Origin of the sequence: Paraburkholderia suaedae (genome assembly GCF_040812055.1) — a bacterium.
Lineage (GTDB): Bacteria > Pseudomonadota > Gammaproteobacteria > Burkholderiales > Burkholderiaceae > Paraburkholderia.
Genome location: NZ_JBFOAH010000001.1, coordinates 734,124 through 752,804 on the forward strand (window position 1 = coordinate 734,124; position 18,681 = coordinate 752,804).

Sequence of the window (18,681 nt, forward strand, 5' to 3'; positions counted from 1 at the left end):
AGGATGGAGTTCGCCGCAACGAACGCACTCGATGCCTACATTGGGATTCGGGAAAGGAGATTTGACCGAAAAAGGCGATACGACGGACCACGAAGTTGGCGGACGACCGCACACGTCATACAGAAAGCTGGGCGCGCCCTTGTTGAAACGACCCGTGCCCCGCGGTCACCTCCACGAATCCGCAATACGCCGCCGCGCGTTCGAAGCGTCCGCCCTCACGCCCCGGCCCGTGAACGTCCCCGCGCACGGGCCGCCGCACCCGGAACCGGCACAACGACTTCTGCGAGCAATTCCTCATGCAGCGCCCGCAACACTTCGACAAACGCAGACGCGAGCCGCTCTCGTGGCCGGTGCGGAGGAAAGAGCAGATAAGTTGGAAACATGATGGCCGGCACAAACGGGCGAATGGCGATATCCGGTCCGGCGTAGTCACGTGCGACGATGGGATGGGCGAGCGTGACCCCCATCCCATGCCGAACCATCTCGCAGCACATCGCGGTGTACTGCGCCTCGATCGCGAGGACCCGTTGCACCCCGGCGCGCTGGAACACTTCGTCCATCAGCGCGCGCGTGCCATCGCCGTGACACAGCGAGAGGAACGACTCGCCTTCCAGGTCCTCTGGCCTGATCTTGCGCTTTGCCGCTAGCCGATGCGTGGCAGGCATCACACAAACGGCAGCCACGTTCGACAACTGCTCGACCCCGCAATCCGACGCCTCGCTGACGTACACCACCACGCCCAGATCGCAGAACTGCGAAGTGGTCCAGTGATTGACCGTTCCCGACGTATTCACGTGCAGCGATACGGTGACGTCCGGAAACAGTTCGACGAATCGCTTGATCGCATGAGGCACCAGCGTCATGCCGGCGGATGGCATCGCGGCGATGCGCAACCGCCCGCTGCCGAGATTGCGAATTTGCGCCGCGGCATTGGCCAGACCCTGCAAGCCTACGAAGGCGCGTTCGACCTCGCGAAAGAACGCCTCGCCCTCGCTGGTCGGAATCAGCCGAACGCCGCTGCGTTGAAACAGCTGCAAGCCCGTATCACGCTCCAATTGCGCGATCAGCCTGCTCACGTTCGGCTGCGAGGTGAACAGCGCCTTGGCCGCAGCGGTCATCGACCCCGACACCATCACCGCGCGAAACGCCTCGATGTGCTTGAGATTCATCCGTATTCTCCCTTAGACGACCACCCGCAACCCATATCATCCATGCATAGGTAGGTATTTTATTCGTATTGGACGACATGAAGAGGCAGCGCGACACTGCATGCCATCGACGGGCGAGCAAGCCCGCCTCTCCCACATCGGAACTGGAGATCGTCGTCATGAGAAGAGCGTTGCATCGCAGTCTGTCCGCCCCGTCGCGCGCCGCCGTCGCGGCGGTTTCCTTCGCGGCCGTGCTCGCCGCCCCGCTCTTCGCGCAGGCCGAGACCACGCTGTACGTCGCCAATGTGGGCGGCTCGAACGAACAGGTCTACCGGCAAAAAATCATTCCGCCGTTCGAGAAGGCCCATAACGTCAAGATCGTCTACGTCGCGGGGAATTCGAGCGACACACTCGCCAAGCTCCAGGCACAGAAAGGCCATCAGCAGATCAACGTGGCGGTGATGGACGACGGCCCCATGTATCAGGCGATGCAGCTCGACCTGTGCGCCAAGCTCGACGACGCGCCGGTGATGAAAGACGTCTATCCGCTCGCCAGGCTCGGCCCGAACGCGATCGGCGTCGGCATGGTGGCGACCGGCATCGGCTACAACGAGGACGCGTTCAGGAAAGCCGGCCTGCCGCCGCCCGACTCGTGGAAGGCGCTCACCGACAGCCGCCTCAAGGGCAAGCTCGGCGTGCCGCCGATCACCAATACCTACGGCCTGCATACCCTCGTGATGCTCGCGCGCCTCTCGGGCGGCGGCGAAAAGAATATCGATCCGGGTTTCACCGCGATGACGAAGCAAGTCGCGCCGAACGTGCTGTCGTGGGCACCGACGCCCGGCGAGATGGACGGTCAGATGCAAGCCGGCGACGTGATCCTCGCGCCTTACGGCAGCGGGCGCGCCGTGGCGCTGCAGAACACCGGCTTTCCGCTGAAGTTCATCTACCCGAAGGAAGGCGCGGTCGCGTTACAGGTGGCGGCGTGCGTCCTCGCGGAAAACGCGCAGCCGCAGCTGTCGCAGCAGTTCGTGCAGTATCTGTTGAGCCCGCAAGTGCAGGTCTTGCAGGCGCAAGGCATTGGCCTCGGTCCGGTCAACAGGACGGTCAAGCTCACGCCTGAGGTCGCCGCGCGCGTGCCCTATGGACCCGAGCAGGTCTCGAAGCTGACCGCGGTGGACTGGGCCACGATCAACCAGCACCGCGCCGAGTGGACCGAGCGCTGGAACCGTTCGGTGGAACGCTGATGCGCGCCGCAGGCGTGCGTGACTGGGCCGTTATTCGCGCGGCGCGCGATCTGATGAAGGAGCAAGGCGCATGGCCTTTCTGACTCTGCAAGGCATTTCCAGGCGCTACGGCGATTTCACCGCGATCGAGCAGCTCGATCTTTGCGTCGAACGCGGGGAACTGCTCGCGCTGCTCGGGCCATCCGGTTGCGGCAAGACCACCACCCTGCAGATGGTTGCGGGTTTCGTCACGCCGACCACCGGCCGGATTCTGCTCGACGGCCGCGACATCACCCACGAACGCCCGGAAAAGCGCGGCATCGGCGTGGTGTTTCAAAGCTACGCGCTGTTTCCTCACATGAGCGTCGCCGGCAACGTCGGCTTCGGGCTGGAGATGCGCAAGGTGCCGCGCAAGGAGCGCGACGCGCGCGTGGCCGAAGCGCTCTCGCTGGTGCGCCTCGATGGCCTCGGCCACCGCTATCCGAAAGAGCTGTCGGGCGGCCAGCGCCAGCGCGTTGCAATTGCGCGCGCCATTGCCATGCAGCCCGAACTGCTGCTGCTCGACGAACCGATGTCGAACCTCGACGCGAAGCTGCGCGAGGAGATGCACATCGAACTGCGCGCCATCCAGAAGCGTCTGGGCATCACGACGATTCTCGTCACGCACGATCAGGTCGAAGCGATGACCATGAGCGATCGCATCGCGGTGATGCATCGCGGTGCCATTGCGCAGCTGAGCACACCCTACGACGCGTACGAGCGGCCCGCCACGCCGTTCGCCTCGACCTTCCTCGGCCGCACCAATGCGTTTGCCGGTGAAGTGCTGCGCCGCAATCTGCGTTGCGCGGAGGTGGCGGTGGCGGGCACCACGCTGCATGTGCCGCACGAGGGCCGTCAGGTCGGTGGATGCGTCAACGTCTATATCCGTCCGGAGAAGGTGCATCTGGCCAATGGCGACGCCCGCGTGCGCGGCCGTATCACGACGCGGGTGTTCGTCGGCAATCAATGGCTGCTGGAAGTGGAAACCGAACTCGGCAGGCTGCGCGTCGCCCAGCCGAACCTCGGCGCGCCGCCGCCCGAGGAAGGTCACGAAGTGGGTCTCGCCTGGACCGACGACGACCTGCGCGTGCTCACGCAAGATGATCAGGAGAGCGCTCATGGCCACGCTTGAAGACGGCCGCCCCGGCGCCGCGCCGTGGCTGCTGTCGGGGCCCGCGCTGCTGCTGTTCGTCGGCCTGCTGCTGATGCCGCTGCTGCTCACGCTGATGCTGTCGTTTCGTGTCTTCAGCGACGTGGCCGGCGTCACGTCGGCCTATACGCTCGCGAACTACTGGCAAGTGGTTAGTGATCCTTACTATGGCACGATCTTCCTGCGCACGGGCGGTCTTGCCTTCGCCGTCACCCTGCTGTCCATCGTGCTCGGCGTGCCCGAGACCATTGTGCTCGCTCGCATGAAGCGCCCGTGGCAGTCGTTGTGTCTCCTGGTCGTGCTCGGTCCGCTGCTGATTTCCGTGGTGGTGCGCACGCTCGGCTGGCAGATCCTGCTCGGCAACAACGGCGTGCTGAATAACCTGCTCCAGTCGCTGCATGTCACGAGCGAACCGGTGCGTCTGGTCTTCACGATGACGGGCATGATCATCGCGCTCACGCACGTGCTGGTGCCTTTCATGGTGATGTCGGTATGGGCGAGCATGCAGAAGCTCGACCCGCAGGTCGAATGGGCCGGCCGCTCGCTCGGCGGCTCACCGCTCGCGGTGTTGCGCCGCGTGGTGCTGCCGCAGATCATGCCGGGCGTGCTGTCGGGCTCGATCATCGTGTTTGCGCTGTCCGCTTCCGCCTTTGCGACGCCCGCGCTGATCGGCGGGCGCCGGCTGAAAGTGGTGGCCACGGCCGCGTACGACGAATTCCTCGGCACGCTCAACTGGCCGCTCGGCGCGAGTATCGCCGTGCTGCTGCTGATCGCCAACGTGGCGATCGTGATGGGTTGCAGCCGTCTGGCAGAACGCCGCTTGCGGCACATCTTCGACTGAGCGAGGCAGAGCGAACATGAAACAGAACGGCATGCTCGGGTGCGTCTACAACGTGCTCTTCCTGAGTTTCATCGTCGCGCCCCTCGCGGCGGTCATGCTCGTCGCCTTCACCGACAAAGGCTACATCTCGATGCCTTTCGATGGCGCGTCGCTACGCTGGTTCCGCGCGATCCTGCAGAACGACGACATCGTTTCCGCATTCTGGCTCTCGGTGCGGCTCGCGCTGGCTTCGGCGACCATCGGCGTCGTGCTCGCGGTGCCTGCGGCGCTCGCGATTGCGCGCTATCGCTTTCCCGGCCGCGCCGCGCTCACCAGCTTCTTCCTGTCGCCGATGATGATTCCCGCCGTCGTGCTCGGCATCGCGTTTCTGCGCTTTCTGTCGCTGCTGCATCTGTCGGGCTCGTTCTGGTCGCTGGTCTGTGCGCACGTCGTGATCGTGCTGCCGTACGCGCTGCGGCTCGCGCTGTCCTCCGCGGTCGGACTCGATCGCGATGCCGAACGGGCCGCGCTCTCGTGCGGCGCGAGCCGCTTCACCGCGTTTCGCCGCGTGGTGCTGCCGATGATCCGCACCGGCGTGGCAGGCGGCTGGGTGCTCTCGTTCATCCAGAGTTTCGACGAACTCACGATGACCATTTTCGTAGCGACGCCGGGCACCACCACGCTGCCCGTCGCCATGTACAACCAGATCGCGCAGACAATCGATCCGCTCGTCGCCTCGGTGTCGGCGGTGCTGATCGTCGGCACTGTCCTGCTGATGATCCTGCTCGATCGGATGGTGGGACTGGATCGCATTCTGATCGGAGAAGCGCAATGACGTTGACAAGCAGCGCGAGTCCCGACGTGCTCGTGCTCGGCGGCGGCCTCGTCGGTTCCGCGGTGGCCTATGGACTCGCCCGCAAAGGCGCGCGGGTGACCGTGCTCGACGAGGACGACGGCAGCTTGCGCGCCTCGCGCGGCAACTTCGGCCTCGTCTGGATTCAGGGCAAGGGCTACGGCCTGTCGCCGTACGCGCGCTGGTCGCGCAGTTCGGCCACGCGCTGGCCGATGCTCGCCGCAGCGCTGCTCGAGGAAACCGGCGTGGACGTCGCGTTGCGTCAGCCAGGCGGCTTGCATTTCTGCTTCAGCGACGACGAACTCGCGCAACGCCACGAGCGCCTCGCGACGCTGCAAGCCGAACTCGGCGATTACCCATATCAGATGCTCGATGCCGCCGAAGTCCGCGCACGCATCCCGCAGATCGGCCCCGATGTGCTTGGCGCGAGCTATACGCCGATGGACGGTCACGTGAATCCGCTCAAGCTCCTGCGCGCGCTGCACGCCGCGATGCAGGCGCGTGGCGTGCGGCTGGTGCCGGGTGAACACGCGCAGCGCATCGAGCCGCAAGGCGATGGTTTCGTCGTGCACGGCAGACGTGGCACCTATCGCGCGGCGCGCACGGTGCTCGCTGCCGGCCTCGGCAATCGCGCGCTCGCGCCGTTCGTCGGACTCGATGCGCCGGTCGCGCCGAATCGCGGACAGGTGCTGGTGAGCGAACGCGTCACGCGCTTTCTCGACTATCCGACGCTCAACGTGCGGCAGACCGACGAGGGCACCGTGCAGTTCGGCGATTCGATGGAGGAAGTCGGCTTCAACGACTTCACCACCACGCCCGTGCTGGCCGACATCGCCCGGCGCGGCGTGCGCGCGTTCCCGATGTTGCAGCACGTGCGGCTCATCCGCATGTGGGCCGCGCTGCGCGTTTATAGCCCCGACGGCTTTCCGATCTACGACCAGTCCGACACGCATCCCGGCGCGTTCGTCGTGACATGTCATAGCGGCGTGACGCTCGCGGCCGCGCATGCGTTGCGGATCGCCCCGTGGATCATGGGCGCGCCGATTCCCGACGAATTGCCCGCTTTTTCCGCGCGCCGCTTCGAGCACGCCCGAGAACTGACTCCCGCTCACTGACCCTCGATATGACTTCCCAATCGACCCCTACCCTGTTCAAGCCGCTAGCCGATGTGCAAAGTGCAGCCGCCGCGAACGTCGACATCCGCTTCAACGATCAACCGCTCTCAGTGCCCGGCGGCCGCTCGGTCGCCGCGGCGCTGCTCGCCTCGGGCGTGTCGCGCTTTCGTGCGACGCCCGTGTCCGGCGCAGCGCGCGCGCCTTTCTGCATGATGGGCGCGTGCTTCGAATGCCTCGTCGAAATAGACGGCGTGCCGAGCCGCCAGAGCTGCATGGTGGAGGTGAAGGCCGGCATGCGGATCCGCTCGCAGGAAGGCGCGCGCGACCTGCCGCCCGCGACCGTGACTGAATCGAGTGATGCACCGCTGGAGAATGCGCATGGCCGCTGATTTCGCTTCCGAACCGGTGGACGTCGTGGTGGTGGGTGCCGGTCCCGCCGGCATGAGCGCGGCGACGCGCACCGCGCACGCGGGGCTCAAAACCGTCCTGATCGACGAACAGGACGCCGTGGGTGGCCAGATCTATCGCGGCATTGGCCGCGCCGACCCGCGTCGCAAGGACATTCTCGGCCCCGACTATGCCGCGGGCGCCGCCATCGCCGATGCGTTCGCCGCTTGCGGCGCGCGCCACCTGATCAACGCGAGCGTGTGGCAAGTCACGCGCGAGCGCGGCGTCAATTATCTACGGGACGGCAAGATCGGCAGCTTCGACGCACGACGCGTGATTCTCGCGACCGGCGCGTTGGAGCGACCCTTTCCGATTCCCGGCTGGACCCTGCCCGGCGTGCTGAGCGCGGGCGCGGCGCAGATCCTTCTGAAAAGCGCGGGCGAGGTGCCCGCCGCGGCGCCGGTGCTGGCGGGCTGCGGACCGCTGCTCTATTTGCTCGGCTGGCAATACGTGCGCGCCGGCGTGCCGATTCGCGCACTGGTCGACACCACGCGTCATGAAGATCGCTGGCGTGCCAGGCGTCATGTGTTCGCGGCGCTGCGCGCGTGGCCGTTGCTCAGCAAGGGCTTGCAACTGATCCGCACGCTGCGCGAAGCCGGCGTGCCGATCTTCGAGGCGGCCGACGATCTGCGCGCGGAAGCACGCACCGGCGCGGATCATGCCGAACGCGCCGCCGCGCTGCGCTTCACGACGCAAGGCACGGCACATCGCATCGAAGCCGACGTGATCCTCCTGCATCAGGGCGTCGTGCCGAACACGCAATTCACGCAGGCGCTGCGCGCCACACATCGTTGGGACAACGAACAACTCTGCTTCACACCGCAAGTGGATGCATGGGGCGAGCTCGACGTGCCGGGCATTTTCGTAGCGGGCGATGGCGCGGGCATTGGCGGCGCGCAGGCCGCCGCACTGCAAGGGTCGCTCGCGGGACTTGCGGCCGCTTCGCAGCTGGGTGCCATCAGCGCCGCATCGCGCGACACCGAAGCCGCTCAGCAGCGCCGCGCGCTCGCAGACGTCATGCGCATCCGGCCGTTTCTGGACAGCCTCTACCGTCCACGCGCGAGCAACCGTATTCCGCGCGACGAGACCATAGTCTGCCGTTGCGAGGAAGTCACCGCGGGCGAGTTGCGCAAGTTCGTCGAGCTGGGCTGCGTGGGACCGAACCAGGCGAAATCGTTCGGGCGCTGCGGAATGGGACCGTGTCAGGGGCGCATGTGCGGCCTTACCGTCACGGAGGTGATCGCCGACGCGCGACGCGTGTCGCCCGCCGAAGTCGGCTATTACCGCATCCGCCCGCCGATCAAACCGCTCACGCTGGGAGAACTCGCCGGTGAGTGACAGCACCCACATGGAGGCCGACGTCCTTGTGGTCGGCGGCGGATTGCACGGCACCAGCAGCGCGTTCCACATGGCGCGGCGTGGCGCGACGGTGATCGTGCTCGAAGCCGACTACGTCGCGCGTCATTCGTCGGGCGTCAACGCGGGCGGCGTGCGCACGCTGGGCCGTCCGTTGCCCGAAATTCCGCTCGCGCTGATGTCGCGCGAACTGTGGCATCGCATGAGCGATCTGCTCGGCGAGGACGGCGGGTTCGTGCCATCCGGCCAGTTGAAAATCGCCGAAACGGACGACGAGCTGGAAGCCTGTCGCCAGCGCGTCGCGTTGCTCGAATCGCATGGATTCACGCACGAGAAGGTGATCGACCGCAAGGCGGTGCTCGAACTGGAGCCGGCGCTCGCGCGGCATGTCACCGGCGGCATCTGGGTCGAGCGCGACGGCTTCGCGCTGCCCTACCGTACGACGACCGCGTTCCGGCTCGCCGCGCAACGATTGGGATGCCGGTTCCTGGAAGGCGCGCCGGTACGCCGTATCGAACAGCGTGGCACGCGTTGGGTCGCGACGACGCCGCAGCACACATTCAGCGCGCAGAAGTTGCTCGTCACCGCAGGCGCCTGGTCCGGCGAGCTCACGAAGCAGGTAGGTGAACCCGTGCCGCTGCATCCCGAAGGCTTGATGCTGATGGTCACTCATCGGGTGGCGCCATTTTGCCGCGCGACGCTTGGCGCAACCGGCAGGCCGCTGTCGTTCAAGCAGTTCGACAACGGTACGGTGGTGATCGGCGGCAAGCTGATCGGCATCGCGGACCTCGCGAATCGTCACGGCGAAGTCGATTTCGCCCGACTCGTGCGCAGCGCGCAGACCGTGACCGATCTGTTTCCGCATCTGCGCCATCTCGGTGTCAATCGCGCGTGGGCCGGCGTCGAAGCCTTCACCGCAGATGAACTGCCCGTCATTTCCGCGAGCCGCAAGGCGGCGAACCTGTACTACTCGTTCGGCTATTGCGGCAGCGGTTTTCAGCTCGGGCCGGGCTGCGGCAAGCTCGTGTCCGAACTGATACTCGACGGCGCGCCGTCGATTGCGCTCGATGCCTTCGCTGTCGATCGCTTCGGCCGCGCCTCGCCGTCCTCACGCGCTGCGCAGCTCGTCGCGCACTGATCGCCTGCTTTTTTCTCCGTCACGCGCGTTCAGTCGGCGCGCGACGGTCTCGTTCGACTTCAACTGGAGAGATGTTCATGACCGATATCGTTCGTATCGAAACCAATCAGCGTATGAGCCGCGTCGTCAAAGCGGGGGGCCTCGTGTTCATTGGCGGCCAAACGTCGGCCGACCACGCGCCCGACGTGAAAGTTCAGACCGCGCGAGTCCTCGAGAAGATCGACGGCTTTCTGGACAAGGCTGGCATCGACAGGACGCGTCTCGTCTCCGCGCAGGTCTGGCTTGCGGACATTAGCCGCGATTTCGCCGGTATGAACGAGGTATGGGACGCTTGGGTTCCACAGGGCTGTGCACCAACACGTGCGACAGTGCAGGCAAAACTGGCGGCGCAAGAGTTGCTTGTCGAGATTGCCGTGGTGGCGCTGGCTTGATGTGCGGTGTTAGTGCGTGGGCCCGTTTTGCTGTTCGCTGATCGACTGGCCCGCGCACATGCCGAAAGCGAATTACGTAGGTCTGCGCGGCGGGGAGTGCATTGAGTGGCCGGTGGGCCGCTCAATGCACCAGCTCTTATTGGCCGGCGGCCGGCGACACTACGCTAGGGGTCGCCAGCGTGTTGTTGCTCTTCGGGGCGCTGGTGCCAGACGTCGAAGTGCTGTTGGTGCTGCTCGGCAGTCCCGTATTCGGCGACGTGGCGGACATGCCGCTACCCGAGTTCGTGGTCCCCGGTGTGCCGTAGCCGCCCGTTCCACCGTTCACCTGATTTGCCGGACTGGCCGTGCTGCCTGACGAACCGCTGCCGCTCGAACCTCCCGCCGTCTGCGCATAGGCGCCGCCCGACACGGCCAGCGCGGCGACGGCCGCGATTAACATGCTGGTTGCTTTGCTCATGATCCGTGCCTCCTTGATCGCACTGGAATAGGGACGCAGACGTTCGCCGCCTGCTTGACCATGAATCCAGCAACGAGCGTGCCGCAGGATTGGCGTTGCCTGGGTTGGAACGCGTTCGGCGACATGAGCTTTGACGTCTGCCCTCCCTCGATCTTCGACGCCGAATCATCCCGACTTCCTTCTAAAGCCTTTCAAGGCTTGTGTCTCCGACTGTCCGGTCACGACGGTCCGCCTCCGTCTAGCGCGACCGAATCAGCGTTCGAGTGATTATTCCGAAACGGGGAACAGTAATTTCAGATTATCGGCACAATTTTTCGATAGTAGGGGTATACACTGCATTCCATCGACGTTGCAGACAACACCCACCTCCTGCGACGCCTTCCTGAACTGAAATCGAAACGTTATCGGAGTCATACCATGAAGACCAAGCTCATCGCCGCCCTGTTGGTTGCCGCTTCTGCCTCGATCGCCGCCCCGGCTTTTGCCAGCGGCTACGGCCCGGCGCCGTTTTACCGTCCGTCGGTCGGCGCACCGGCTTCGCAGCAAGGTCAAAATGCGCAAACCGTTGCCGCCGAACGTGCGAACGCTGACTCGAACGCATACGGCGGCGTGAAGAACGTGTCGTCGCAATCGGGGACGCGCCAGCCGGCTTCGGGCCCGCAATCGGTTTTCTTCGGCCACTAAGCACCAGCCGTCGAATCGGCCGCCCGCGAGGGCGGCCGATCCACCAGGCGCCGCGCATGCTGTACTGATGCCGGCGCCTGGTTGCGTTTACGGCGGCGCGATGCGGCGGCCGTGCGACCTCGCGCGCCCCCCCCCGCGAGGCCGCGTCGGCGGCTTTCGCTGATTGCGGTAGGTGATGCTATTAGCGGTTTACGGCAGCGCAGTCCGGCACTGCATGCAAGATCGGCGAGCTATTCCCCGCGCAATGTCCGAATCAAGCCGCGGCGCGATAGTCCGTCGGCTTAGCGCCGTTCGCCGCGCCCATCAATCGACCTGCGACTAAGCGGCAAGGCCCGCATCGATCAACTCACGCGCCGCACGGAAGGCCGCCTCAGCCGCGGCATGCTCGGTCGACCACAAGCTGTCGATATGCACGAGGCGCCAATCGATCACGACTGCATCGCCCTTGAGCACCCGAAAATGCGCCTTGACGCCCGTGAGCACCTGCTCGACCGCGACCTCGATGTCGTAGTCCCGATAGCGCTCCTCGTAATCCCCCATGTCGAGGCCCTTCGGCTTCACGTTCGCCTCCCCGTGTCGCTGATGAATGGGCGCGCCCATACCGCTCGCGGCATCCAGCCACGCTGCTCGGCCGTGCTTTTTCCGACGATCAATCGCAATCGCCGGACAGATACTGTCGGCCGCTACAAGTAATCTGGATGTCCGCGCCGCTTTCTTCGGCGACCAGACCGCTCGCGAGCAATTCCGCTGCGACGGACTGCGAGAGTTTGGGCGCCGGCTGTCCAACGCCGACGTCATTCAGACGCCGCAAGGCTTCTACCGCTTCGGGACTCAATGACTTCGACATGGCCGTCTCCGCCGGAATGTTCAATTCATCCTAGCAAGTTTGGACGGCGTATGCAGACGCGTTTCGACCCGAACCCAGGCGCGATCGAGGCTGACATGGCGCGTGCGCACAAACGTCTGTAGGCTGGGTGCGGCCCGGAGCATGCGACACAGTCGGGGCGAAAGCCGTGGACAGGCGTTGGCCCGCCCTACACGACAACGCACAAATCAGGCAACGCTGCGTCTGCCCCGACCCACCACCCAGGACCCACAACTCGGCGACCACCCGACATCGCCGCTGATTCACCTTATCGCAGCCCGGTACAGCGAAGCACGGCGCGGCTCAGCACTACGCAAATGCCTGCGAATCTTCGGCAAGCCTTCAGGTCTATCAGGATATGGGCAAACGCAGCAAAACCAGCAGCGGGATCGCAAAGGAGGACCCGATGAACCGAAGCAGACGGACCACCCTGGCCGAAAGCATCGCGCTCGCGCTCGTGCTGGCCGCGACGAGCGGCGCGGCGGCGCTCGCACAAACGGCCAAAACAGCGCCGCAGGACAGCAGCGCGTCAATGGTGAAACGGCCTGAGACGGCCTCCGGCTCGGGCGGCTCGAGCAATCCGGACAACATGCCGATCAAGCGCCCGCGCAAGCCGACCAACGACAGGATGATGCACGAGCCGCCTGCGAGCGGCGCGAACGCGAAGTAACGCCGGCTCCATCGTCATCCCACTGCCGCTGTCACAGCCGCGCGATCGAGACCTCCGTCGATTTCACCAGCGCGACGACTTCCGAGCCGACCTTCAGTTCGAGTTCGTCGACCGAGCGCGTGGTGATCACGGAGGTCACGATGCCGAAGGGCGTCTCGACGTCGACTTCCGACACCACCGAACCGCGGATGATTTCCCTGACTTTGCCCTTGAATTGATTGCGAACGTTGATTGCGGTAATGGTCATAGCGAGCGGCTCCGAAGAAGTGGTAGAGAACAGTTGGTCAAGCAATCTCAGACGGCCCAGCGGACGTCTGTCGGCCAGCTCGGGCGGCCTTCGCCAAGCGCGTCGAATGGACGATGAGGGCACGATGAGGCAGCGCGTCGTCGTCCGGCGCGCTCTTGAGTACGCGTTGCAATACGTGGGCTTCCAGCGCGGCGAAGCCCGCCGACGCTCGCGCGCGTGGACGCGCAAGCGGCACCGGCTGATCGAGCGCGATGCGCCCTGCTTCGATCAGCAGAATGCGCTCGCCGAGCGCCACGGCTTCATGCACATCGTGCGTGACGAGCAGCGCGGTGAAGCGATGCTCGCGCCACAAGCGTTCGATCAACGCGTGCATTTCGATTCGCGTCAACGCGTCGAGCGCGCCGAGCGGCTCATCGAGCAGCAGCAATTGCGGACGATGCACGAGTGCCCGCGCCAACGCCACGCGCTGACGCTGACCGCCGGAAAGCTGCGCGGGCCAGTCGTTGGCGCGCTCGAGCAGACCGACTTCGGCAAGCACTGCGCGCGCTTCTTCGCGGGCACTGCGGCCAAGTCCGAGCATCACGTTGTGCAGCACGCTTTTCCACGGCAGCAGGCGCGCGTCCTGAAACATGATGCGGGTGTCGAGCGGGCCGCCGTCGGCGCTGCGCTTGTCCAGTACGCCCGCGCTGGCGTTTTCGAGTCCGGCGATGAGCCGCAGCAAGGTGGACTTCCCGCAGCCGCTGCGCCCGACGATCGCGACGAAACTGCCGCGCTCGATCGACAGATCGAAACCGGACAACACGATGCGTTCGCCGTAGTGCATGGCGACGCCGCGCAATTGCACCGAGTAGTCGGCCGCCTCGCCGTTCGTGCGTGGCACAGCGTTGTTCGAGCGCGCGCGGTCCGGCTCTCGTGCTGCTTGTTGCGCAGTGGCGACTTGTGCTGCGTACGCCGCTTCAGACTGCGCACAGCCCGCCGTCTCGTCCGCATGGCGATCGACGATCCGCGCTTGCGCGAGCCCAGTCCGCAGATCGCCCGCAGCACCGCCCAACGACGCCGGCAAAGTCGTTGCACTCATACTTTTGCTCCTCGTTGATAGGCCGGATGCCAGCGCAGCGACACGCGCTCCAGGCCCTTTGCGAACGCGTCGGCGAGCTTGCCGAGCGCGGCGTACAGCAAGATGCCGACCACCACCACATCGGTCTGCAGGAATTCGCGCGCGTTCATCGTCATATAGCCGATGCCCGACTGCGCGGAAATGGTTTCGGCGACGATCAGCGTGACCCACATCAAGCCGAACGCGAAGCGCACGCCGACGAGAATCGACGGCAACGCGCCGGGCAGAATCACGTGCCGGTATAGCGGCAGGCCCCGCACGCCATAGCTGCGCGCCATTTCGATCAGGTTCGCGTCAACGGAACGGATACCGTGGAACGTGTTCACGTAGATCGGAAAGAACACGCCCAGCGCGACGAGGAACACCTTGGCCTGCTCCTCGATGCCGAACCACAGGATCACGAGTGGAATCATCGCGAGTGCCGGAATATTGCGCACCATCTGCACGGTGGAATCCAGGGCGATTTCGGCGGGCTTGAAAAGACCGGTCGCGAGCCCGAGCACGAGTCCAATTGCGCCGCCGATCGCAAACCCCGACACCGCGCGCCACGTGCTCACCTTCACGTCCGCCCACATTTCGCCGGACTGGATCAGCGACCACGCCGCCTTCACGACCGCGAGCGGTTCGGGCAGCACGCGCGTCGACAGCACGCCGCTGCGCGCGGCGAATTCCCACGCCAGCAACATTGCGAGCGGCACGAGCCAAGGCGAGAGATGCCTGCCGACCCGGCGCAGCGCGCTGACACCGGCGCGAGCCCTGGCAGCGCTGCCCGCACTCATGGTGAATGGCGTCATCATTGCTTTCCTTTGCTTGTCGAAAACCCTGGGTGTCGAAACCCCGGAACGCACTGCGCACCGTTCAACTTGCGCTCGCCAGGCTCGGTAGGTGTTCGTTGCCGACGATCTCGCCGAAGGGCCCGGAAAGCGGTCCATTCGAAACCTTGTTGCGCCGGTTCGGCAGCAGCGGAAACACCAGCTCCGCGAAGCGATACGACTCCTCGAGATGCGGATAGCCAGACAGAATGAACGTATCGATGCCGAGCTGCGCGTACTCTTTCATGCGCGCGACTACCTGTTCGGGATTACCGACCAGCGCCGTGCCCGCGCCGCCGCGCACGAGGCCAACGCCGGCCCACAGGTTCGGATACACCTCCAGCTCGGCGCGCCCGCCGCGCTTGCCGCCGTGCAGCGCGGCCATGCGGCGCTGGCCTTCGGAGTCCATCTTCGAGAACGAGGTCTGCGCGCGTGCGATGGTGTCGTCGTCGAGCTTGCTGATGAGTCTGTCCGCGGCGGCCCACGCTTCATCTTCGGTCTCGCGCACGATCACGTGCAGACGAATGCCGAACTGGATCTGACGGCCGTGCGCCGCTGCGCGGGCGCGAATGTCGGCGATCTTCCTGGCCACCGCGTCGGGCGGCTCGCCCCACGTCAGATAGGTATCGATGTGCTCACCGGCCATCTCATGCGCGGCCGCGGACGACCCGCCGAACCACAGCGGCGGATGCGGGTGCTGCACCGGCGGGAACAACGTCTTGCCGCCCTTCGACGACAGATGCTTGCCGTTGAACTGGATGGCCTCTTTGGCATGCGACGCGCTGAGCAGCTTGCGCCAGATATGCAGGAATTCGTCGGTGATTTCGTAGCGCGTGTCGTGATCGACGAACACGCCGTCACCTTGCAGCTCGGCCGCGTCTCCACCCGTCACCACGTTGATCAGCAAACGACCATTCGACAGCCGGTCGAACGTCGCCGCCATCCGCGCCGCGAGGCCCGGCGACGAAATGCCAGGGCGGATCGCCACCAGAAACTTCAGGCGTCTGGTCACGCCGATCAGGCTCGACGCGACGACCCACGCGTCTTCGCACGAACGGCCGGTTGGTAGCAGAACGCCTTCATAGCCGAGGGTATCGGCGGCGATGGCGATCTGCTGAAAGTAGTCGTGATCGACTGCGCGTGCGCCTTTGGAAGTGCCGAGATAGCGGCTGTCCCCGTGAGTCGGAATGAACCAGAAGATATTCATATGCGGCTCCTGCCGGTGCTAACTGAGATCGACGCAGACGCTGGAGGGCAGCCATGCGCAAAGGCCGGCCGCGTGCATCGCGCCGACACGCGGCGCGGCGATCCAACGTCAAAATGTCTCGGGAAAAATGGGCGCCATTGGCGCCGGCTACGCACGACGGCGCAAGCAGCGGCACGTGTCCCTACGGCAGCGGATGAAGATCGGCATCAGGCAGGACATCGTGACGGCTTCCCTCGACCAGAACGTGCGCATGCGCGCTCGATTAAACGGCGACGGCCACCAACGCCGTCTGCCTAGAGAAACAGTCTATGGATCGCGCCGCGGCTTTTGAACGATTTTTTCCAGCTTAGGTTTTCCATTTCCGCGATTAGCCGACGCCCCGACGTTCAGGTGTTGCGCGTTGTGCACGCGGGAAACGCAGTGCGCGTAGATATAATGGCGCACGTTCCAATAACCCGGTACAGGCCCTGCGAATCACGCCGCCTGTATTTTGGCGGTGCAATGCATGCAAAAACTCATCCTGCCTTTCGTCGCCGGCTTCCTGGCATCCCTGTTCTTCCACGAATCGACACTGGCGCTGATGCACGCCGCCGGCATGATCGAGCCGACCGGTTTTTCGACTGCACCGTTTTTGCCGCTGGGACTGCCTGAGTTCATCGCGAATGCGATAGGGAGCGCGGTGTGGGCCGTGTTGATGGCATGGCTGCTGCGCGTCGCGCCGCAGCGGCGCGCGCCATGGGTGGAAGCCTTCGTGTTCGGCGGCATCGTGCTGACCGCCGCGAGCGTGTTCGTGATCGATCCGCTGCGCGGCATCTGGCCAAGCGGCAACATGCTGCCGCGTCTGGCGGTGGGTTTCGCGGCCAACGCAATGTGGGGCTGGGGCGCGCTGGTGTTCATGCGCGCGTTCATGGCAAGCGAAGACGACGCGTGAGCGGGTTGACAACGTCGACCGCGTCGCCTCGAGCGGTCGAACGGTTACGTCGGCGACCCCGCCGGCATCAGCGCCTTTGCTTGAACCGCGCTGCTTAACCGCGCAGATCGCGCAACGGGTGCTCGTGCGCCGGCCACGGGCTTTCGAACATCTTCTCGACATGGGCCGCGCTCACGTCCTCGATGCGGGCGAAGCGCCAGCGCGGCGCATTGTCCTTGTCGATGATGCGCGCGCGAATGCCTTCCACCGTATCGCCGATCGCGAAGCTCGAACGCGTCAGATCGAGATCGCGGCGCAGCACGTCGGCCATCGACTCCTCGGCGCGCGTCACCACTTCCAGCGACACGGCCATCGACAGCGGCGAGCGTTCGCGCAGCACCGCGATGGTCTGCTCGGCCCACTCCTGCGCATCGCCCGCATGTTCGCGCTCGCGTTCGAGCGAGGCGAGTATGCGCGTCATGTCCGGCAGCGCGAAGTGCCGGTCGATCAGCGCACGCGCGTTGGCCAGCGGCGAAGCCTCCGGCAGCGGGTCGACCTGATGCGCGTGCGCCTCGCGCGCGACGCAGGCGAGGACGTCGGCGCCACGCTCGAACGGTTCGCTGCGCAAGGTGTCGACCAGCGCGGGCAGCGCCGAGTCGTCGATGTAGACGTCGGCGAGGCCTGCGTAGAGCGCGTCGGCCGCGCCGATCGCCTCGCCTGTCACCGCCAGATAGCGGCCGATCGCGCCGGGCGTGCGCGCCAGAAACCAGCTCGCGCCGACATCGGGAAAGAGGCCGATGCGCGTTTCGGGCATCGCCATCTTGGTCGAACCGGTGACGACGCGCAGCCCGCCCGTGCGATGCGCGCCCTGTGAAATGCCCATGCCGCCGCCCATCACGACGCCGTTCATCAGCGCGATATACGGCTTCGGATACGTGAAGATCGCGTGATTGAGGCGGTACTCCTCGGTAAAGAACACGTCGCGCGCTTCATGCTCGCCGCGTTGCGCCGACTCGTACAGAAAGCGGACGTCGCCGCCGGCGCAAAACGCGCGCGGATGCCGGCTGCGCACCACGACGGCGAGCACGTCGGGACTTTCGCGCCACTGATCCAGGGCCGCGTGCATCGTGCGAATCATGCCGGTCGATAGCGCGTTGAGCGCCTTGGGCCGGTCCAGTTCGATGAAGCCGATGCGGTTGGCTACATAAGTCGCGACTTCGTCGCTGACGGCAGGCGAGGCGGATATGGACATAGGGAGCGGGACGCGACGGCGTAAAGTGGAAATGGAGTTGAACGTTATCACGTGGTCGGAGATTTGCGTTTTGCGCCGGCGCCCGAAAGCTTTCTCGGCATAGCTTTGGCTGGCCCTGAATGCGGCAATGGCGCCGCACGACCCAGCCAGGCATCCAGTGCGACGGCCACGACCGTGTCGAGTGGCGCCGTGGGAAACACCGGACAGGTCAGGTTCAGTGCGACGATTCCATGCAGCGTGGCCCACATCCCCTGGGCCCATACGGCCGCATCCATCGACGCCGGCAAGCGTCCCGCAGCGCGAAGCTCTTCGAGCGCGGCGAGCATGATCTGCAAAGCGGCGGCGCCGGGGTCGTCGGCGGCAGTGGCTGGTGCAACGCTTGCTGTGGGACTGGTTGCCGACCCCGTCGTGCCCGCTGCCGGTTCGATTGCGGCGAGCGGCGCCCCGGTCGCGATAGCCTCGTCTTTGCCGGTGAACGCACCGGCTTGCGCTGCACCTGACGCACCGGACGCATTCGACGCACGAGCCGCCCCATCCAGCGCCGCACCGGTATAGCTCGGGTCCTCCATAAAGATCAGCCGGTACGTCCGCGGATTTGCGACGCCGAACGCGACGTACGGGCGTCCGAGCGCCTTGAGCCGTTCAGCCGGATCGGCGATGGCGCAAAGCACCGCCAAAACGGCCTGAATCAGGGCTCGCGGTTCGGGGGCTGTGCCGATGGGTGGGGACCTGCGCGC

Annotated in this window: 20 protein-coding genes and 2 pseudogenes; 12 read left to right on the forward strand and 10 right to left on the reverse strand. The window is 65.4% G+C overall.

Annotated elements, in window-relative coordinates; genetic code table 11:
* Positions 1-215: 215 nt before the first annotated feature.
* On the reverse strand, positions 216-1,169 hold the full coding sequence (locus tag ABQJ48_RS03225) for a LysR substrate-binding domain-containing protein (RefSeq protein ID WP_367835909.1): 954 nt from the start codon (positions 1,167-1,169) through the stop codon (positions 216-218).
* Between the two features lie 158 nt (positions 1,170-1,327).
* Here ABQJ48_RS03225 and ABQJ48_RS03230 point away from each other — a divergent pair, with 158 nt between their 5' ends.
* The 9 genes from ABQJ48_RS03230 (at position 1,328) to ABQJ48_RS03270 (ending at position 9,723) form a co-directional block, all read left to right on the forward strand.
* Entirely contained in the window at positions 1,328-2,395 is a 1,068-nt protein-coding gene (locus ABQJ48_RS03230) for an ABC transporter substrate-binding protein (RefSeq protein WP_367835910.1), read from the forward strand.
* Positions 2,396-2,465: 70 nt separating this feature from the next.
* Positions 2,466-3,545, forward strand: a complete 1,080-nt coding sequence (locus ABQJ48_RS03235) for an ABC transporter ATP-binding protein (protein ID WP_367835912.1) — start codon at positions 2,466-2,468, stop codon at positions 3,543-3,545.
* Positions 3,532-4,404, forward strand: coding sequence for an ABC transporter permease (locus tag ABQJ48_RS03240; protein ID WP_367835914.1), 873 nt, complete (start codon positions 3,532-3,534; stop codon positions 4,402-4,404). Before ABQJ48_RS03235 ends, ABQJ48_RS03240 begins: the two co-directional genes overlap by 14 nt.
* A 16-nt stretch (positions 4,405-4,420) precedes the next feature.
* Positions 4,421-5,218: an ABC transporter permease gene (locus tag ABQJ48_RS03245; protein WP_367835915.1), complete on the forward strand. Its 798-nt coding sequence runs from the start codon at positions 4,421-4,423 to the stop codon at positions 5,216-5,218.
* Entirely contained in the window at positions 5,215-6,351 is a 1,137-nt protein-coding gene (locus ABQJ48_RS03250; RefSeq protein WP_367835916.1) for an NAD(P)/FAD-dependent oxidoreductase, read from the forward strand. Before ABQJ48_RS03245 ends, ABQJ48_RS03250 begins: the two co-directional genes overlap by 4 nt.
* 8 nt (positions 6,352-6,359) lie before the next feature.
* Complete coding sequence (locus tag ABQJ48_RS03255) at positions 6,360-6,740, forward strand: (2Fe-2S)-binding protein (RefSeq protein WP_367835917.1); 381 nt, start codon at positions 6,360-6,362, stop codon at positions 6,738-6,740.
* Complete coding sequence (locus tag ABQJ48_RS03260; RefSeq protein WP_367835918.1) at positions 6,730-8,136, forward strand: FAD-dependent oxidoreductase; 1,407 nt, start codon at positions 6,730-6,732, stop codon at positions 8,134-8,136. Before ABQJ48_RS03255 ends, ABQJ48_RS03260 begins: the two co-directional genes overlap by 11 nt.
* A 10-nt stretch (positions 8,137-8,146) precedes the next feature.
* Positions 8,147-9,292 carry an NAD(P)/FAD-dependent oxidoreductase gene (locus ABQJ48_RS03265; protein ID WP_473094093.1) on the forward strand — a complete coding sequence of 382 codons (1,146 nt, stop codon included), beginning with the start codon at positions 8,147-8,149 and terminating at the stop codon, positions 9,290-9,292.
* Between the two features lie 77 nt (positions 9,293-9,369).
* Positions 9,370-9,723 (forward strand): RidA family protein, encoded by a 354-nt coding sequence (locus ABQJ48_RS03270; protein ID WP_367835921.1) that lies wholly within the window; start codon positions 9,370-9,372, stop codon positions 9,721-9,723.
* Between the two features lie 136 nt (positions 9,724-9,859).
* On the opposite strand, the gene ABQJ48_RS03275 is transcribed toward ABQJ48_RS03270, so the two are convergent.
* Complete coding sequence (locus ABQJ48_RS03275) at positions 9,860-10,180, reverse strand: hypothetical protein (protein ID WP_367835923.1); 321 nt, start codon at positions 10,178-10,180, stop codon at positions 9,860-9,862.
* A gap of 417 nt (positions 10,181-10,597) precedes the next feature.
* On the opposite strand from ABQJ48_RS03275, the gene ABQJ48_RS03280 reads away from it, so the two are divergent.
* A complete protein-coding gene (locus tag ABQJ48_RS03280) occupies positions 10,598-10,864 on the forward strand; it encodes a hypothetical protein (RefSeq protein ID WP_367835925.1) in 267 nt (88 codons plus the stop codon).
* 318 nt (positions 10,865-11,182) lie between these two features.
* Here the strand turns inward: ABQJ48_RS03280 and ABQJ48_RS03285 are convergent, their stop codons facing one another.
* Together ABQJ48_RS03285 and ABQJ48_RS03290 are read right to left on the reverse strand one after the other, a co-directional pair.
* Entirely contained in the window at positions 11,183-11,425 is a 243-nt protein-coding gene (locus ABQJ48_RS03285) for a DUF6566 family protein (RefSeq protein ID WP_367835991.1), read from the reverse strand.
* Between the two features lie 88 nt (positions 11,426-11,513).
* A complete protein-coding gene (locus tag ABQJ48_RS03290; protein WP_367835926.1) occupies positions 11,514-11,711 on the reverse strand; it encodes a hypothetical protein in 198 nt (65 codons plus the stop codon).
* Positions 11,712-12,135: 424 nt separating this feature from the next.
* Here ABQJ48_RS03290 and ABQJ48_RS03295 point away from each other — a divergent pair, with 424 nt between their 5' ends.
* On the forward strand, positions 12,136-12,399 hold the full coding sequence (locus ABQJ48_RS03295) for a hypothetical protein (protein WP_367835928.1): 264 nt from the start codon (positions 12,136-12,138) through the stop codon (positions 12,397-12,399).
* A 31-nt stretch (positions 12,400-12,430) separates the two neighbouring features.
* Here the strand turns inward: ABQJ48_RS03295 and ABQJ48_RS03300 are convergent, their stop codons facing one another.
* The 4 genes and pseudogenes from ABQJ48_RS03300 to ssuD all read right to left on the reverse strand — a co-directional run bounded on the left by ABQJ48_RS03300 (position 12,431) and on the right by ssuD (position 15,782).
* Positions 12,431-12,646: a TOBE domain-containing protein gene (locus tag ABQJ48_RS03300; protein WP_367835929.1), complete on the reverse strand. Its 216-nt coding sequence runs from the start codon at positions 12,644-12,646 to the stop codon at positions 12,431-12,433.
* A gap of 47 nt (positions 12,647-12,693) precedes the next feature.
* Positions 12,694-13,724, reverse strand: a pseudogene (locus tag ABQJ48_RS03305) (ATP-binding cassette domain-containing protein).
* Positions 13,721-14,557, reverse strand: a complete 837-nt coding sequence (gene ssuC, locus ABQJ48_RS03310) for an aliphatic sulfonate ABC transporter permease SsuC (protein WP_367835992.1) — start codon at positions 14,555-14,557, stop codon at positions 13,721-13,723. Before ssuC ends, ABQJ48_RS03305 begins: the two are co-directional and overlap by 4 nt.
* A gap of 64 nt (positions 14,558-14,621) precedes the next feature.
* Positions 14,622-15,782 carry an FMNH2-dependent alkanesulfonate monooxygenase gene (gene ssuD / locus ABQJ48_RS03315; protein ID WP_367835930.1) on the reverse strand — a complete coding sequence of 387 codons (1,161 nt, stop codon included), beginning with the start codon at positions 15,780-15,782 and terminating at the stop codon, positions 14,622-14,624.
* A gap of 505 nt (positions 15,783-16,287) precedes the next feature.
* Between ssuD and ABQJ48_RS03320 the strand changes: the two genes are divergently transcribed.
* Positions 16,288-16,713 carry a hypothetical protein gene (locus tag ABQJ48_RS03320; protein WP_367835931.1) on the forward strand — a complete coding sequence of 142 codons (426 nt, stop codon included), beginning with the start codon at positions 16,288-16,290 and terminating at the stop codon, positions 16,711-16,713.
* 94 nt (positions 16,714-16,807) lie between these two features.
* Here the strand turns inward: ABQJ48_RS03320 and ABQJ48_RS03325 are convergent, their stop codons facing one another.
* Both ABQJ48_RS03325 and ABQJ48_RS03330 read right to left on the reverse strand, forming a co-directional pair.
* Positions 16,808-17,944 (reverse strand): enoyl-CoA hydratase/isomerase family protein, encoded by a 1,137-nt coding sequence (locus ABQJ48_RS03325; protein WP_367835933.1) that lies wholly within the window; start codon positions 17,942-17,944, stop codon positions 16,808-16,810.
* Between the two features lie 47 nt (positions 17,945-17,991).
* A pseudogene (locus ABQJ48_RS03330) lies at positions 17,992-18,612 on the reverse strand (TetR-like C-terminal domain-containing protein); the annotation flags it as partial.
* Between the last annotated feature and the right edge of the window lie 69 nt (positions 18,613-18,681).